This is a genomic window from Corynebacterium sp. HMSC27B11, from assembly GCF_001815985.1.
Lineage (GTDB): Bacteria > Actinomycetota > Actinomycetes > Mycobacteriales > Mycobacteriaceae > Corynebacterium.
Genome location: NZ_KV823549.1, coordinates 65,188 through 81,240 on the forward strand (window position 1 = coordinate 65,188; position 16,053 = coordinate 81,240).

Consider the following 16,053-nt stretch of genomic DNA (forward strand, 5'->3'; position numbering starts at 1 on the left):
TTTAAACCCCTGCGTCCTGCAGGTCTTGTTCCAGCTGATCCAGTTCGGCTGGGTCTACTTCCAAAATTGGTAGGCGCGGTGCACCAACGTCCTTGCCGCGCAGCTTCAGAGCCGCCTTCACCATCGTCACTCCCCCGAGGCGCCCCTGGGCCCGCTCCAGCGGGGCCAGGCTCGCCGCGATCTGCTGAGCGCCCGCCAGGTCGCCCTGGTCGTAGGCCTCACGCAGAGCCCGCAGCTTGTCCGCGGCCAGGTGCCCGATCACGGAGATGAAGCCCGTCGCACCGACCGAAAGGAACGGCAGGTTCAGCGGGGCATCGCCGGAGTACCAGGCCAGGTCCGTGTTCTGCAGCAGCTGCAGCGCCTCCGGAAGCTTGCCCTTGGCATCCTTGACGGCCTGAATATTCTCGTGCTCCGACAGCCGCTGGATGGTGTCCATCTCGATGGGGACGACCGACCGGGACGGAATGTCGTAGAGGCAAATCGGGAGATCGACGCTGTCCGCGACCGCAGTGAAGTGCTGAAACAGCCCCTCCTGGCTCGGTCGGGAGTAGTACGGGGTGACGACGAGCAGCGAATCTGCGCCGGCGTCCTGCGACAGCCGGGAGAGTTCGATGGTGCTCGCGGTGTTGTTCGTGCCAGTGCCAGCGATCAGCGTGACGCTATCGCCGAGTTCAGCGCGAACTACCTTGAGTAGGTTGATCTTCTCCTCGTTGGTCGTGGTTGGAGATTCTCCGGTCGTACCAGCGAGAACGAGAGAATCGCAGCCTTTATCAACCAGGTGCCCGGCGAGCTCGACGCCCGCCTTCAGGTCGATAGTCCCGTCCTTGTGGAATGGCGTCACCATTGCCACAGAGACCGTTCCGAAGTGTTCAGCACCACGAATTGCTGCATTACCTGTACTCATAGGTGTAAAGATTACCTTTCTTCACCAGGTTTGTGGTTATTTGCCGCTCCCCGTGTCTCGTTTCGGGGAACACGTTTTCCTGTTTCCGACGACTCCAGCACCGCGAACTAGATATCGCTGACGTAGGGACTTGTGGCGATCTGGGTCTTATCCCGCAGCTCCGTAATCGAGAAGTCCTCGAAAACCTCCGGGGCGATCGACTGGAGCTCAACGAGGCACGCAATCGCCACCCGGCGAATCTCCGGATCGGCGTGCTCGGTTGCCCGCATGGCGATGAAGTGTCGCCAGCTGCGGAAGTTACCGGACATGACGAAGCGGGTTTCCGCCGCGTTGGGCAGGACAGCACGTGCCGCCTGTCGGGCCTGTTTGGCGCGCAGCGCGGCATTCACCCTCGCGCTCACTCCGTCATCGAGATTCTCGTTGAGGCTATCCAGGATTTCGGTATAGGCGCCGTGCGCGACGTCCGCCGCCTGGAGAAAGAGTCTCTCCAGGTCGGGGTTTTCCTGCACGCTGCGTGGCACAACCACCCGCGCCTCGTCATCCGGGACGTAGCGCTGGGAAAGCTGGCTGAAGGAGAACATTCGGTGCCGCATGACCTCGTGGGCACAGGAGCGAGACACGCCACGCAGGTACATCGTGGCGCTGGAGTGCTCCAGCACCGCCAGGTGGCCCACGTCCATGATGTGGCGGAGGTAGGCGGCATTCGTCGCGGTGTGCGGATTGGGCTTATCCCAAGTCTCGTAGCACGCGCGCCCGGCGAATTCGAGGAGAGCGGACGGGCCATCGGTATCCGTTTCCCAGTCGATATCCGGCGGCGCGTGGAATTGGGTGTGCCCGATGAGCTGGACGCCGAGTTCCACCGGTGTTGCCATAGCGTTCGTCGCCCGAGCCCTAGTCCAGACCCAGGAACTTCTCGAGGCCGATCGTCAGCCCAGGGTTCTCGGCGATCTTCTCCACGCCGATGACCACACCCGGTACGAAGGACTCGCGGTCGTAGGAGTCCTGGCGGATGGTCAGAGACTGCCCGCGGGTACCGAAAATGACCTCTTCGTGCGCCACCATGCCGGTCATGCGGACCGCGTGGACGGGCACCCCCTGGACGTCGCTGCCTCGTGCGCCGTCGAGGGACTGGGCGGTGGCGTCCGGCTGCTCCTCCAGCCCGGCCTCGCCGCGAGCTCGGGCGATCCCCTCGGCGGTGTGCACCGCGGTGCCGGAAGGAGCGTCAAGCTTATTCGGGTGGTGGAACTCGATGACCTCGGCGGATTCGAAGAATGGTGCGGCGATTTCGGCGAACTTCATCGTCAGCACCGCGGAGATGGCGAAGTTCGGGGCCACCAGCACACCGACCTTCGGGGCATCCTGCAGCAGGCTGCGGACCGTCTCATAGCGTTCCTCGGTCCAGCCGGTGGTACCGACGACCGCGTGGATGCCGTTGCGGATGCAGAACTCCACGTTGCCCATCACGGAGTCCGGCTGGGTGAAGTCCACGACCACGTCGGTCTTGGTGTCCACGAGCTCCTGGAGGTCATCGCCGTGGTCCAGGGCGGCGGAGAGTTCCAGGTTCGGGTTCTGCTCCACCTCGGCGACGATGGTGGTGCCGACGCGCCCCTTGGCGCCAAGTACTCCTACGCGGATCATAACCTTTCCTTCCTGCCGAAGCGTGCTTGGCAATAGTGTCTGTGAAGCCCCGACCGGTGGCCGGGCGTTGCTGATATCAAGACTAATAAGACGAAGCGGGCACCGCGTGATGTGGTGCCCGCTTCAAGCGTCTAAGCGCTTAATCCTCGTCGACCGGAACCAGGGAGATCTTGCCCCGGTTGTCGATATCGGCGATCTCGACCTGGATCTTGTCGCCGACGTTGAGCTCGTCCTCAACCTTCTCGATGCGACGGTCGCCGCCGATGTTCGAGATGTGCAGCAGGCCGTCGCGTCCCGGCAGCAGGGAGATGAAGGCACCGAAGGCGGTGGTCTTCACAACCGTGCCGAGGAAGCGGTCCCCGACCTTCGGCTGCTGCGGGTTGGCGATCGCGTTGATCTTTTCGATCGCAGCCTCGGCGGCCTCGCCACCCACGGCGGAGACGAACACGGTGCCGTCGTCCTCGATGGAGATGTTGGCGCCGGTCTCCTCCGTGATCTGGTTGATGGTCTTGCCCTTCGGCCCAATGACCTCACCGATCTTGTTCTGCGGGATGGAGATCTTCGTGATGCGTGGCGCCAGCTCGCTCATCTGGTCCGGCGTGTCGATGGCATCTTCCATCAGCTGCAGGATCTCGAGGCGGGCGCTGCGCGCCTGGCCGAGCGCGGAAGCTAGCACCTCGGAAGGTAGGCCGTCGAGCTTGGTGTCCAACTGCAGGGCGGTGACATACTCGGAGGTACCGGCGACCTTGAAGTCCATGTCGCCGAAGGCGTCCTCCGCACCGAGGATGTCGGTGAGGCTGACGAACTTCTCCTTGCCATCGACGAGGCCGGAGACCAGGCCCATCGCGATACCGGCCACCGGCGCCTTCAGCGGCACGCCGGCGTTGTACAGCGAGAGCGTGGACGCACACACGGAGCCCATGGAGGTCGAGCCGTTGGAGCCCAGAGCCTCGGAGACCTGGCGGATGGTGTACGGGAACTCCTCGCGGGACGGCAGCACCGGGGTCAGGGCGCGCTCCGCCAGGGCACCGTGGCCGATCTCGCGGCGCTTCGGGCTGCCCACGCGGCCGGTCTCGCCGGTGGAGTACGGCGGGAAGTTGTAGTGGTGGATGTAGCGCTTGGAAGTCTCCGGCCCCAGGGAGTCGATGGTCTGCTCCATCTTCAGGGTGTCCAGGGTGGTCACGCCGAGGATCTGGGTCTCGCCACGCTCGAAGAGGGCGGAGCCGTGGGCACGCGGCAGCAGCTGCACCACGATGCCCAAGTCGCGAATCGAGGTGTGGTCGCGGCCGTCGATGCGGAAGCCGTCCTCCAGGATGCGCTGGCGCACGATGGTGCGGGTCAGGTCATTGTGAGCCGCACGGATCTCAGATTCACGCTCCGGGAACTGCTCGATCAGCGCATCGACGGTCTCCTGCATGTTCTCTGCGAGGGACTCGTCGCGCTCCTGCTTATCGGCGATCGTCATGATCTGCGCGACGTCAGCATCGCACTCGGCCTCGACGGCAGAGTAGACATCCTCGTCGAACGGTGGGAAGAGCTCGAACTCGCGGGACTCGGTGTCCACCGCGTCACGCAGCGCGTCCTGAGCGGCGCAGAGGGTCGCGATGAACGGCTTAGCGGCCTCGATGCCCTCGGCCACCACTGCCTCGGTCGGTGCCGGAGCACCTTCGGCGATGCGCTCGACGACATTGTCGGTAGCCCCTGCCTCGACCATCATGACGGCGACATTCGGCTGGGACTTCTTGCCCCGGCCGCCCTTCGCCGGTTCGGTCACGCGACCGGCGACGACCAGCTCGAAGACGGACTGGGACACCTGCTCGCGCGTCGGGAAGGCCACCCACTGCCCCTCCGGGTGCTCCTCATCGACGACCAGCGCCATGCGCACGCCACCGACAGAGCTGGACACCGGCAGGCCGGAGAGCTGGGTGGATGCGGACGCGCCGTTGATGGCGAGGACGTCGTACATCTCGTTCGGGTCGATGGACATCACGGTGATGACGACCTGCACCTCGTTGCGCAGCCCCTTGACGAAGGTCGGACGCAGCGGGCGGTCGATGAGGCGGGCAGCGAGGATGGCGTCCGTACCCGGACGACCCTCGCGACGGAAGAAGCTGCCCGGGATGCGGCCAGCGGAGTACATGCGTTCCTCGACGTCCACGGTCAGCGGGAAGAAGTCAATGCCCTCGCGCGGGGATCGGGAGGCCGTCGTCGTCGACAGCAGCATCGTGTCCTCGTCCAGGTACGCGGTGACGGCGCCGTCCGCCTGTCGTGCCAGCAGGCCGGTCTCGAGGCGGAGGGTGCGGGAACCAAAGTCACCGTTGTCGATGGTTGCGGTTGCTTCCCAGATCCCTGCGTCCGGGTCGACCATCTCAACGGAGACGTTCTTAGGAAGATTATTTTTCTTGGAGCTCATAGCGTGTGTGCCACGGCCTTTCATCACAAGTAGCGCCCGTCGCAGTCTTCAGATCATCGGTGCCGAAGGGGCGCTTAGAAGTCGGTCAATATTTCACCGACGAGCCTAGCACGCGCGCAGCAAAAACCCCGCCCGCGTGTGACACGCAGACGGGGTCGGAAAGCTACTGAGAGCCTCGGGGGCGGAAACCACCTCCGGATGCGACCGCTCTTAGCGACGCAGGCCCAGGCGCTCGATCAGGGAGCGGTAGCGCTCGATGTCGGTGGAAGCCAGGTACTTCAGCAGACCCTTGCGGCGACCGACCAGCAGCAGCAGACCACGACGGGAGTGGTGATCGTGCTTGTGGTCCTTCAGGTGCTCGGTGAGCTGGGAGATGCGGGCGCTCAGCAGAGCAACCTGCGCCTCCGGGGAACCGGTGTCGGTCTCGTGCAGGCCGAACTCCTTGAGAGTTGCTGCCTTCTCGTCCTTGGACAGTGCCATGGATAACTCCTTGTTATTTCAGTCCGCGCTAAAGATTCTTAAAGACTGCCCGAAGGCAGTCCGCGCGACTACCGCGAACCGCAGTCGCTGACCGAGTTACCCTAGCACAGCCTTGCGGGTGGCTGCCACATCGCGGTCGATGGCGGCGATGAGCTCGTCGAGGGAGTCGTATTTCTCTTGGCCTCGGATTCGGGAGACAAAGCTGACGCGGACCTCGAAGTCGTAGAGATCGGCTTCGTGGTCGAGAACGAAGGATTCGACGCTGCGCGGCTCGTGGCCGAAGGTCGGGTTCGTGCCCACGGAGATCGCCGCGGGAAGCTTGGTCCCCACCGGCATGGTGCCCACCTTGTCGCTCAGCCCCTGGTGGGACAGCTCTGCTTGGTTCGGCAGGATCTCCAGGTAACCGGCGTACACCCCATCGGAGGGCAGCGCGTAGATATCCGGGAAGTACAGGTTGGCGGTAGGAAAGCCCAGCGCCCGGCCGCCCCGGCCCGCGCCGTGGGTGACCACGCCCTCCACGGAAAACGGACGGCCCAACGCCTCCGTCGCGGACTCCATGTCCCCCTCGGCGATGCGCTGGCGGATCCAGGTGGAGCAGACCGTGTGGTCGTCCTCAGAAAGCAGCGGAACCACGTCCACCGTGAAGTCCCGGCGCTGGGAGACCTCACGGAGCGTGTCGGGGGTGCCGGAGGCCTTGTGGCCGAAGGTGAAGTTCTCCCCCACCACGACGTGCTTGGCCCGCAGCGTGTCGAGCAGCGCCCGGTCGATGTATTCCTCTGGGGACCAGGAAGCGATTTCCGGGGTGAAGGCCTGGACGACGACGTGGTCGATTCCGAGGTCCATCGCCAGCTGGGCGCGCTCCTCCACCGTGCCCAGCAGCTTAGGAACGGATTCCGGCTGGAAGACCACGGTTGGGTGCGGGTCGAAGGTAAACATCACCGCGGGGACGCCGAGCTCCTTGGCCTTGGCCACGGCTCGGCTAATCAGCTCTTGGTGCCCGCGGTGCACGCCGTCGAACACGCCGATTGTCACGGCTGCGCCTTCGAGGTTGTGGGGAACACGATCAAGCCCGTACCAGATACTCACGTTGGGGATCTTAACCCATAGACTGGCGCCATGGCTCAAAAGCACTCCCCTTCCGAAAGCACCCAGGGTTTTGGCGACGAGGCGGCCCGCGCCACCGACCGGCCGTCGGGATCCCCTAGCCTGCTCGACCGTTCCGGTTTGATCATCCTCGATAAGCCCGCTGGGGCGAGCAGCCACGACATGGTCGCGAAAGTTCGCCGGGTCATGGGCACCAAGAAGGTCGGCCACTCCGGCACTCTGGATCCCATGGCCACCGGTGTGCTGGTGCTGGGCATCGAGCGGGGTACCAAATTCCTCGCCCACGTCGTCACGCACGACAAGCGTTACGAGGCAACGATGGCCTTCGGGGCTAGCACCGTCACCGACGACGTCGAAGGCGAGGTGCTGAAGACCGCGGACCCGACAAAGATCGATTCATTCACCGTCGAGGCAATGACCACACGGCTCGGCGAGATCTTCGCAGATTTCCAAGGGGAGATCATGCAGCGGCCGACCTCCGTGTCCTCCATCAAGATCAATGGACGCCGAGCCCACGAGCTGGTCCGGGAGGGCAAGGAGGTCGACATTCCTCCTCGCCCGATCACCATCCACTCGTTGAGCTTCTCCGATGTCCGTCGCGAAGAGACCGCCGAGGGACCTCGATGGCTGGTCGATGTCAGCGTCCACTGCAGCTCCGGGACGTATATCCGCGCCATCGCCCGCGACGTCGGCGAGGCACTAGGGTTGGGCGGTTATCTCACTGCGCTGCGCCGCACCAGCGTGGGGCCGTTCGATATCGCTGAGGCCGTGACCCTCGAAGAACTTGCCGACACCCCGGAGCTGAGCTTGAGCCTCGATACTGCAATGCAGGTCTGCTTCCCCACCCGGCCGATCACCGAAGAGCAGGCAGTGAACCTAGCCCTGGGTAAGTGGCTGGAGCCAATCGGGTTGAAGGGGGTTCACGCTGCTGTGGATCCGCAGGGCCACGCGATCGCGCTGATTAAGGAGAAGGGTCGGCGTGCGGCCAGCGAGTTCGTCGCCCGCCCCCACGGGTTGGTTTAGGCGCGCACGCCCGCCATCGTCAGCGCGTAGCCTTCAGCTGCTGACCACAGGCCCTCAATGGCGGGAACCGGAGCGTTCCCGACGAGCAACCGGGCCTTAAAGCTCCCGTCCTCGCGGAGTTCGATGCGTGCCTGGTCGAAGTCCAGGAACTGCTGGGTCAGCGGGTACCAGGCCTTGTACACCGCCTCCTTCGCGGAGAAGAGCACCACTCCCAGGGATCCCTGGCCATCGTGGCCGCGGCCCAGGCGGCGGGACAGTCGCCGCAGGCCTGCACGCTCCTCCGGGCTCGCGATCGTTGCGAACACTCCCTCCGGGAGCGGAGTGAGTGGCTCGGCGTCGATGCCTAAGGAACTCCAGCGGCTGGCGCGCCCCACCACGGCCGCCCGGTAGCCGGTGGTGTGCGTCATCGAGCCGACAACCGGGGCTGGAAACTCCGGCATCCCACGGTGGCCACGAAGAATCGGTTGGTCCGGGATGAACTGCTCCATCGCGCGGTGGGCACACCACCGGGAGTCCCCGAATTCGGCCTTGCGACGGTCCACCGCGGTGGCGACGAGCTCCTGCTCCACGACGGGAAGACCGTGGTAGTTGCGCAGGTTTTCGGCCGAGGAGTGGTACTCGACGCACCGCACCCCACTTAGCAGGCGCCCGGGTTGGAGCAGGGAGGGCACCCGCTGGAACTGGTGGTCGTAGGCCTGAATCGGCTCCGTCTGATGCAATGAGATCACAACGTCATTCCACATTGCCTACTTCCCTCCTCGCCTTTCCTCGAAACCAGCTTGTGGACCAGATGTGTGCGGGACGCAGATGACTGGATAGGGCCACAGCTCAAGCTTTTGCCGCGGGGGCAAGCTGCGCTTCCGTTCCCTCGGATAGCCCAGGGAAACTTCCACATGAGGCACGCCATCAACTTCAACACCTAAAGGTATGTGAAGATGCCCGTGAATGACAGCTGCCGCGCGATAACGCCTACCCCACTGCTGGGTGTGCCGGGTGCCGGAAAACAGCCCGATCTCGGGGTATCGCACGCGCCGCAAGGATTCCTGCGCCAAGGGCCAGTGGTTCACGAGCACGGTGGGGCCAGTAACCTGCCCCAGGCGGCGCACCGAATAGGCCAGGCGCTCCCGGCACCACAGCGGGACATCCACGAAAGGCCGGATCATGTAGTAATCACTCAAGACCAGACCTTGCGCGTGCGCCTTGGCAATCGCTTCCTCCGGGGTGTCGGTCAGATCGCGCCAGGAGTGATCGTAGAGAGTGAACAGGGGGACGATGGTGTGCCCAGCGAACTGTTGGTACGGATCCTCCGGAGTGTAGATCCCAATGCGCCGGCAACGACGGATGAGCTCCTCGTATTTCGCTTTTCCCACCGGCCCGTGCCCTGCACGGGCGTAGAGCTCATGGTTCCCGGGCGCGTAGATCACCTTGGCGAAGCGCTGCCGAAGCTCGGCCAGCACGTCGATCACCACGTCCAGGTCTTCGGCGACGTCGCCTGCCACGATCAGCCAGTCCTCGGGGTTGCGGGGCCGCACCAGGTCGACGACGAGATCGCGGTTGCCGCGCGCACCCACGTGCAGGTCGCTGACGGCCCACAGAGTCACCGCATCCCGGGTCTCTTCCTCCCCCGCACCGCCGGCGACGGCGGCGGTGTAGGCGAGCTGCGCTGCCAGCGAATCATCTGCGCCCTGCATGCCCACCACCTTCATCGTCCGTCGTTATCCGGCCCGCGACTTTATCGTCGTCCAGCCACGCTTAAATCATATTGCCGAGGAAAGTTCCTAGAAAACTCAACCCTACGTTGCCTCACCGTGGCTTCAAGAAAGAGCAAGGTCAGCCGCTTGGGCCTCTCTCCCCTCCCCTAGGCTGCCGTGGCGCCCTGGGTGCCTCGCTCCTCCCGCTGATCAGCGCTCACCGTCCAGGCGTCACCGCGGTAGCGCCACAGAACCGCGCCGAAACGGATCAGCATGAAAGCAGCCAACCCTGCCCATACCCCGATCAGACCGACGTCGAAAACGAGGCTCAGCCAGACCAGTGGAATGAAGCCGATGACAGCCGCCGCGATGCTGGCATTGCGCAGGAATGCCACGTCCGCGGCTCCCAGCAGCACCCCGTCCAATGCGAAGACGGCTCCGCCGATCACGATGATGGAAACGAAGACCCACCACGGTCCACCAATCTGATCGAGCACGGGAGCGTCGGCCGTAAAGAGCTGGGGAACCGCCCGCGACCCCAGCCCGAAGAAGACCGCCAGCACCACCGAAGCCCCCAGCGAAAACTTCAACACCTGGCGTGCCACGGAGCGGGCCGCTCGCGCCGAACCAGCGCCCAAGGCGGCCCCAACCAAGGCTTGGGCAGCAATCGCGACGCTATCCAGCAGCAGAGACACGAGGTTCCACAGTTGCAGCAGAATCTGGTGAGCAGCCAGCGCCGGGGCTCCGATCCGCCCGGCCACCGCCGCTGCGGAAAGGAATGCCGCTTGGAAGGACAGAGACCGGGCGATGAGGTCACGCCCCATCGCCAGCTGCGTGCGGATCACCCTCCCGTTGGGGCGCATCGAGCGGTGATCCCCGAACTTGCGCCAGTGAAACACCAACGCGCCCAGGAAACACGCGGCGATGATCAGCTCACCGGCGACGTTCGCCATCGCGGATCCCACAAGCCCCCCAGCGGCGTACGGCCAGTGGGACAGTCACAGCCATGGGGATGACCCCGGCCAGCGTGAAATAGAGCGGGAGCCGCGTGTTGGACAGTCCCCGCAGCCAGCCGTTACCTGCCATGATGAACAGCGCGGGAATCACCGACAGGCTGGTGACTTTAAGCCAGTTGGTGGCCTCGGCCGCCACCTCGGCATCTCCGGATAAGGCAAGGGAAATGGTCGGGGAGAAAAAGAACAGGCCCACCGCGAGCACCGCCCCAACGCCGAGTGCGATCCAGGAGGCCTGAATACCCTCGTAGACAGCATCGGTGGTGCGCCCTGCCCCGAAGTGCCGCGCGGCGCGGGCTGTGGTGCCGTAGGAAAGAAAGGTCAGCTGCGTGGTGACGGTGCTCAGCACCACCGCACCCGTCGCGAGTCCAGCCAGGGAGGTCGCCCCCAGGCGCCCGACGACGGCGGTGTCCAGCAGCAGGTACAGCGGAGTGGCTGCCAGCACGATGAGCGCCGGCCAGGCCAGCGCGAGGATCTTTCGGGTTCCGACGTCCTCGAACTCCCGCAGCGTTGTGGGCTCCTGCACCGTGGCTTTCCTTCAGATCCTCTTCTCGGCGAATTTTCTTCCGCGCGCACCCGGCACCCGGTCAGGGCGCTGGGGCTGCGCAGGCAGCGCTAGTCGCGCTCCTTATAAGGGTTAGCCTCGCCCGCCGGCTTGGCCTGGGCAGCCTGGGCACGCACGGCCTCGTCCTTCGCGCGAGCCTCGGCGAGCAGCTTCTCCATGTGAGCGGACGCCTCCGGGACGGTGTCGTGCACGAAGCTCAGGGTCGGCGTGAAGCGGACGCTGAGCTGGTCGCCCACGATCTTTCGGAGCTGCCCCTTGGCGCTCTCCAGCGCGGCGGCAGCCAGCGGAACATCCGGCTCCTCGTCGATGGATGCGCCACGGACGGTGTAGAACACGCTGGCGTCGTGCAGGTCGCCGGTCATCCGGGTGTCCGTGATGGTCACGTACTCCAGGCGTGGGTCCTTGATCTCCCGCTCGATGGCGACGGCGACGATCTGTTGGATGCGCTTGGCCATGCGCGCCGCGCGAGCATTATCAGCCATGATGTGGCACTCCTTTTCGGGCGGGGCCTTCACGGCCCCGCCGGGTAGTGATGTAAAAACGGCAAAAGCCGGGCGCTGCCCCGCCGCCCCCGTTTCCGGGATTGCGGCGGGCTAGCAATCGCCCAGCTTAGCTAACCGGTGTTGACCAGTTAGTCGCGAGGGACCTCGACCATCTCGTAGGCCTCGATCCGGTCGCCGACCTCGATGTTCGGGTAGGACAGCACCATACCGCACTCGTAACCGTGCGAGACCTCGGTGACGTCGTCCTTCTCCCGGCGCAGCGAGTCGATCGTCGCGTCCTCGGAGATGACCTTGCCATCGCGGACAAGGCGAACCTTGGCGTTGCGGCGAACCTTGCCGGTCTCCACCATGCAGCCTGCGATGAGGCCGACGGCGGAAGCCTTGAAGATCTGGCGGATCTCCGCGGTACCGATCTCCTTCTCCTCGTAGATCGGCTTGAGCATGCCCTTGAGGGCAGCCTCGATCTCCTCGATCGCCTTGTAGATGATCGAGTAGTAGCGGATGTCCACGCCTTCGGCGTTGGCCGCCTCGGTGGCCTTGCCCTCGGAGCGGACGTTGAAGCCGATGATCACGGCGTCGGAGGCCGCAGCCAGGTGGACGTTGGTCTCGGTGACAGCACCGACACCACGGTCGATGATGTTCAGCGCGACCTCGTCGTCGACCTCGATCTTCAGCAGGGCGTCCTCCAGTGCCTCGACGGTACCGGCGTTGTCGCCCTTGAGGATGAGGTTGAGCGTGCTCGTCTCCTTGAGCACCTCGTCCAGGTCCTCCAGGGACACGCGCTTGCGGGAACGGGCTGCCAGCGCGTTACGACGGCGGGCGTCGCGGCGGTCCGCGATCTGGCGGGCCGTGCGGTCCTCGTCAACAACGAGGAGGTTATCGCCGGCACCGGACACGCTCGTCAAGCCGAGAACCTGGACCGGGCGGGACGGGCCAGCCTCCTGGACGTCGTTGCCGTGCTCGTCGATCATGCGGCGCACGCGGCCGTAGGCATCGCCGACGACGATGGAGTCGCCGACGCGCAGGGTACCGCGCTGGACGATGATCGTCGCGACCGGGCCGCGGCCACGGTCGAGGTGCGCCTCGATGGCGACACCCTGGGCGTCCATGTCCGGGTTAGCGCGCAGATCGAGGGACGCGTCGGCGGTCAGCAGGACGGCCTCCAGCAGCTGGTCGATGTTCTGGCCCTGCTTCGCAGAGATGTCAACGAACATCGTGTCACCGCCGTACTCCTCCGGCACGAGGCCGTACTCGGTGAGCTGGCCACGGATCTTGTCCGGCTGTGCGGTCGGCTTATCGATCTTGTTCACCGCGACCACAACCGGGACGTCCGCGGCCTTGGCGTGGTTGATCGCCTCGACGGTCTGCGGCATCACGCCGTCGTCAGCAGCAACGACGAGGATCGCGATATCCGTGGACTTCGCACCACGAGCACGCATTGCCGTGAAGGCCTCGTGACCAGGGGTATCCAGGAAGGTGACCGGACGCTCGACGCCCTCCATGTTCACGCTGACCTGGTAAGCACCGATGTGCTGGGTAATGCCACCGGCCTCGCCGGAGCCAACGTTCTCCTTACGGATGGTGTCCAGCAGGCGGGTCTTACCGTGGTCGACGTGACCCATGACAGTGACGACCGGCGGGCGCTGGGCGAGGTCTTCGTCGTCGCCCTCGTCCTCACCGAACTGCAGGTCGAAGGACTCGAGCAGCTCGCGGTCCTCGTCCTCTGGGGAAACGACCTCGACCTTGTAGTCCATCTCGTCGCCCAGCAGCTGCAGGGTCTCGTCGGAGACGGACTGGGTGGCGGTCACCATCTCACCGAGGTTGAACAGCGCCTGCACCAGTGCTGCTGCGTCAGCGTTGATCTTGTCCGCGAAGTCGGCCAGGGAGGCGCCGCGAGCGAGGCGAATCTTCTCACCGTTGCCGCTCGGCAGCTTAACGCCACCCACGACCTTCGGTGCCTGCATTGCCTCGTACTCATTGCGCTTCTGGCGCTTCGACTTGCGGCCACGGCGCGGTGGACCGCCCGGACGGCCGAATGCACCTGCGGTGCCGCCACGACGTCCGCCGCGACCGCCACGTGGTCCCGGACCACCTGGGCGGCCTGGACCGCCTGGGCGACCGCCACGGCCACGACCGCCGCCGAAACCGGCTCCGGACTTGGCGGGCATCTGACCCGGGCTCGGGGTGGCTGGCATCATCGCCGGGGATGGGCGACGGCCGCCGCCCTGGCGTGCTGCCCCCGGCTTCGCGGTGCCCTGGCCACGGCCCTGACCCTGGCCCGGGCGTGGTGCCTGGCCACGGCCGGCGCCGCCACGGGTGCCACCTGGGCGAGGCATGTCGCCAGGGGTGGCTCCGCCACGCGGGCGCGGTGGGCGCTCGGTGGTGGAGGAGAACGGGTTATTAGCAACCCGCTGCGGGCGCGCGCCCGGCTTCGGACCCGGCTTCGGGCCCGGCTTGCCTGCGGCGCGAGCTGGCTTCTGTCCCGGCTTCGCGGCCGGCTTCGGTGCAGCCTGGCCCGGCTTTGGCGCAGCCTCAGCCGGGGTCGGGGTCGCCTTCGCTGCCGGTGCAGCCTTCGCTGCAGCAGCAGGGCTTGGCTTCGCGCTTGGCTTGGCTGCCGCGGCACCCGGCTTCGGTGCAGACTTCGGCTTAGCCGCAGGCTTGGCGCCCGGCTTCGGACCACGCTGGGTGCTGTCCGGAACACTGCCAGCCTGTGCCAGCGGGGACGGCGGCGTCGTCGGCTTGGACTCCTGCGCGACGCCGTAGAACTGCTTCATCTTCTTGACGACAGGGGGCTCCACGGTGGAGGAGGCTGTCTTAACGAATTCTCCCTGTTCCTTCAGGGTTGCAAGGAGTTCCTTGCTGGTCACACCGAGCTTCTTCGCAAGCTCGTGTACACGTAGCTTTCCGGCCACTACTCTCCTTCGATATCTCGGAGCCGGTGGCCTTATGCGGAAAGGCTACGTCCGGCTCCCTTTAACGTTTCTGGTTCATCGCTGATGCCGCTTCATCGTGCGCTCATCAGTTCAGAGTGCTTTCAAACATGTCGGGCTCCGTCAACTGATAAATCGTTAACTGTCCATGGAACGTTCAACGCGGCGGGTCAATGCTCTTGAGATCCCTCGCGTCCCAGCACCGCCCATAACTCGTCGAAGTCCGGCGTCACTGAGCCCAATCGCAGGGCCCGGTGGAATCGCCGTTGTTCGATGGCCTTCTCGAGGGCCTCTGCGGTGGGGCTAAGCCACGCGCCGCGGCCCGGGAGCCGGCCGTGAAGATCTGGCACGATGCGGGTTGTCCCGTCGTCGCTGTGCTGGGCTACACACCGGAGGAGCTCGGCGGTGGGCTTCACCTTTCGCGTGGCGATGCACGTGCGCAGCGCGACGTGCGCCGTGGTCTTCCGCGCGAGCGCCGGGTCCGCAGCCGATTCGGCGTGCGAGCCTTCGCGTTTCGCTCGGTCCTCCACAAGCTCACTTTCTCTCGAGCACAACAAATGCGTGGTCCAGCACGTTGACCAGCCCCCAGTCTACGTGAAAAGCCTGTTAGGGGTTAACCCACCCCCATTTCAGCGTTGTGACAGCTCCCCGCGCTGATCCCCGTTATCCCACCCCTCAATGACTCGTGGCCCCGCCGGATCCGGCGGGGCCACCCTAGCGAACCTCCCCCACGTTGAACTTCAGCGGCGCTAGTTCGCCTGCTCGCCCTCGCCAGCCGAGTGCTCCTCTGGCGCGGCGTCGGACTTAATGTCGATCTTCCACCCGGTGAGACGCGCGGCGAGGCGAACATTCTGCCCCTCCCTACCAATCGCCAGCGAGAGCTGGTAGTCCGGAACGACCACGCGAGCGATCTGCTGCTCTGCGTCGATCACAGTCGAGGAGACGAACTTCGAGGGCGAGAGCGCATTGCCCACGTACTGCGCCGGGTCATCGGAGTAGTCGATGATGTCGATCTTCTCGCCGCCGAGCTCACCCATGATGGCCGACACGCGCTGGCCACGCGGGCCGATGCACGCCCCCTTGGCATTGAGCCCCTTGATCGTGGCGCGGACTGCGATCTTCGTGCGGTGCCCCGCCTCGCGGGCGATGGACATGATCTCCACGGAGCCGTCGGCGACCTCCGGAACCTCGAGCTCGAACAGCCCGCGAACCAGCTCGGGGTGGGTGCGCGACAGGCTGATCTGCACGTTGCGGTCGGCGTGCTTGATGACGTCCGTGACGAAGGCCTTCGCGCGGGTGCCGTGCTTGAGCACCTCGCCGGGGATGTGCTCGGCGGGCAGGATCTGGCCGTCGATGCCGTCCGCCTCGGTACCGATGTGGACCACGGTGATGCCGCGCTCGTTTGCGCGTGCGTCGCGGGTGACGACACCGGAGACGATGGTGTGGCGGATCGGCGAGTACTCGTCGTAGCGTTGCTGGACGCGGGCTCCCCCGATCCGGCGGCGGATCGCCTCGCGCATCGCCAGCGCGGTGGTGCGGTCGAAGTTCTCCGGGGTCTCGTCCAACCGACCGGTGACGTTGCCCTCCTCGTCGCGCTCCACCTGGTAGATCGCCACTGCACCAGAGGTGGGGTCGATCTGGACGTCCACCTCGCCGTCGAAGGCGCTCTGGTTGCGGTAGGCCTCCTTCAGTCCGTTGGCGATGGCGTGGATCAGCTCGTCGACCGGCACGCCCTCCTGCCGCTCGATGGCGCGCAGCGTAGCAAGATCAATATTCACTTGTACTCCTC

Annotated in this window: 13 protein-coding genes and 1 pseudogene; 1 reads left to right on the forward strand and 13 read right to left on the reverse strand. The window is 65.4% G+C overall.

Annotated elements, in window-relative coordinates; translation table 11 throughout:
• Position 1 precedes the first annotated feature (1 nt).
• The 6 genes from dapA to HMPREF3097_RS02785 form a co-directional block, all read right to left on the reverse strand.
• A complete protein-coding gene (dapA, locus tag HMPREF3097_RS02760) occupies positions 2 to 904 on the reverse strand; it encodes a 4-hydroxy-tetrahydrodipicolinate synthase (protein WP_070760771.1) in 903 nt (300 codons plus the stop codon).
• A gap of 107 nt (positions 905 to 1,011) precedes the next feature.
• Entirely contained in the window at positions 1,012 to 1,776 is a 765-nt protein-coding gene (thyX, locus tag HMPREF3097_RS02765) for an FAD-dependent thymidylate synthase (RefSeq protein ID WP_070760773.1), read from the reverse strand.
• 19 nt (positions 1,777 to 1,795) lie between these two features.
• Positions 1,796 to 2,542 carry a 4-hydroxy-tetrahydrodipicolinate reductase gene (gene dapB, locus HMPREF3097_RS02770; RefSeq protein ID WP_070759037.1) on the reverse strand — a complete coding sequence of 249 codons (747 nt, stop codon included), beginning with the start codon at positions 2,540 to 2,542 and terminating at the stop codon, positions 1,796 to 1,798.
• 139 nt (positions 2,543 to 2,681) lie between these two features.
• On the reverse strand, positions 2,682 to 4,955 hold the full coding sequence (locus tag HMPREF3097_RS02775; protein ID WP_187441024.1) for a polyribonucleotide nucleotidyltransferase: 2,274 nt from the start codon (positions 4,953 to 4,955) through the stop codon (positions 2,682 to 2,684).
• A 210-nt stretch (positions 4,956 to 5,165) separates the two neighbouring features.
• Positions 5,166 to 5,435: a 30S ribosomal protein S15 gene (gene rpsO, locus HMPREF3097_RS02780; protein WP_070759039.1), complete on the reverse strand. Its 270-nt coding sequence runs from the start codon at positions 5,433 to 5,435 to the stop codon at positions 5,166 to 5,168.
• A 96-nt stretch (positions 5,436 to 5,531) separates the two neighbouring features.
• Positions 5,532 to 6,560 (reverse strand): bifunctional riboflavin kinase/FAD synthetase, encoded by a 1,029-nt coding sequence (locus HMPREF3097_RS02785; protein ID WP_083317932.1) that lies wholly within the window; start codon positions 6,558 to 6,560, stop codon positions 5,532 to 5,534.
• Between HMPREF3097_RS02785 and truB the strand changes: the two genes are divergently transcribed.
• Entirely contained in the window at positions 6,552 to 7,562 is a 1,011-nt protein-coding gene (gene truB, locus HMPREF3097_RS02790; RefSeq protein WP_070760779.1) for a tRNA pseudouridine(55) synthase TruB, read from the forward strand. The two genes, HMPREF3097_RS02785 and truB, sit on opposite strands and share 9 nt — an antisense overlap.
• Here truB and HMPREF3097_RS02795 read toward each other — a convergent pair.
• From HMPREF3097_RS02795 to nusA, 7 genes and pseudogenes are all read right to left on the reverse strand, one after another.
• Positions 7,559 to 8,305 carry a 4'-phosphopantetheinyl transferase family protein gene (locus tag HMPREF3097_RS02795; RefSeq protein WP_070760781.1) on the reverse strand — a complete coding sequence of 249 codons (747 nt, stop codon included), beginning with the start codon at positions 8,303 to 8,305 and terminating at the stop codon, positions 7,559 to 7,561. The genes truB and HMPREF3097_RS02795 overlap by 4 nt on opposite strands.
• 3 nt (positions 8,306 to 8,308) lie before the next feature.
• Positions 8,309 to 9,253 carry a metallophosphoesterase family protein gene (locus HMPREF3097_RS02800; protein WP_070760783.1) on the reverse strand — a complete coding sequence of 315 codons (945 nt, stop codon included), beginning with the start codon at positions 9,251 to 9,253 and terminating at the stop codon, positions 8,309 to 8,311.
• 167 nt (positions 9,254 to 9,420) lie between these two features.
• Positions 9,421 to 10,792: pseudogene (locus HMPREF3097_RS02805) on the reverse strand (MATE family efflux transporter).
• An 89-nt stretch (positions 10,793 to 10,881) separates the two neighbouring features.
• A complete protein-coding gene (gene rbfA / locus HMPREF3097_RS02810) occupies positions 10,882 to 11,313 on the reverse strand; it encodes a 30S ribosome-binding factor RbfA (protein ID WP_070759044.1) in 432 nt (143 codons plus the stop codon).
• A gap of 149 nt (positions 11,314 to 11,462) precedes the next feature.
• Positions 11,463 to 14,246: a translation initiation factor IF-2 gene (gene infB / locus HMPREF3097_RS02815; RefSeq protein WP_070760785.1), complete on the reverse strand. Its 2,784-nt coding sequence runs from the start codon at positions 14,244 to 14,246 to the stop codon at positions 11,463 to 11,465.
• A 188-nt stretch (positions 14,247 to 14,434) separates the two neighbouring features.
• Positions 14,435 to 14,794, reverse strand: a complete 360-nt coding sequence (locus HMPREF3097_RS02820) for a YlxR family protein (RefSeq protein WP_070760787.1) — start codon at positions 14,792 to 14,794, stop codon at positions 14,435 to 14,437.
• Between the two features lie 219 nt (positions 14,795 to 15,013).
• Entirely contained in the window at positions 15,014 to 16,042 is a 1,029-nt protein-coding gene (gene nusA, locus HMPREF3097_RS02825; protein ID WP_070760789.1) for a transcription termination factor NusA, read from the reverse strand.
• Positions 16,043 to 16,053: the final 11 nt, after the last annotated feature.

Coding starts and splice junctions, on each gene's coding strand:
- truB (WP_070760779.1), top strand. CDS start 6,552: ATGGCTCAAAAGCACTCCCCTTCCGAAAGCACCCAGGGTTTTGGCGAC.
- HMPREF3097_RS02795 (WP_070760781.1), bottom strand. CDS start 8,305: ATGTGGAATGACGTTGTGATCTCATTGCATCAGACGGAGCCGATTCAG.
- HMPREF3097_RS02775 (WP_187441024.1), bottom strand. CDS start 4,955: ATGAGCTCCAAGAAAAATAATCTTCCTAAGAACGTCTCCGTTGAGATG.
- rpsO (WP_070759039.1), bottom strand. CDS start 5,435: ATGGCACTGTCCAAGGACGAGAAGGCAGCAACTCTCAAGGAGTTCGGC.
- rbfA (WP_070759044.1), bottom strand. CDS start 11,313: ATGGCTGATAATGCTCGCGCGGCGCGCATGGCCAAGCGCATCCAACAG.
- dapB (WP_070759037.1), bottom strand. CDS start 2,542: ATGATCCGCGTAGGAGTACTTGGCGCCAAGGGGCGCGTCGGCACCACC.
- thyX (WP_070760773.1), bottom strand. CDS start 1,776: ATGGCAACACCGGTGGAACTCGGCGTCCAGCTCATCGGGCACACCCAA.
- HMPREF3097_RS02800 (WP_070760783.1), bottom strand. CDS start 9,253: ATGCAGGGCGCAGATGATTCGCTGGCAGCGCAGCTCGCCTACACCGCC.
- dapA (WP_070760771.1), bottom strand. CDS start 904: ATGAGTACAGGTAATGCAGCAATTCGTGGTGCTGAACACTTCGGAACG.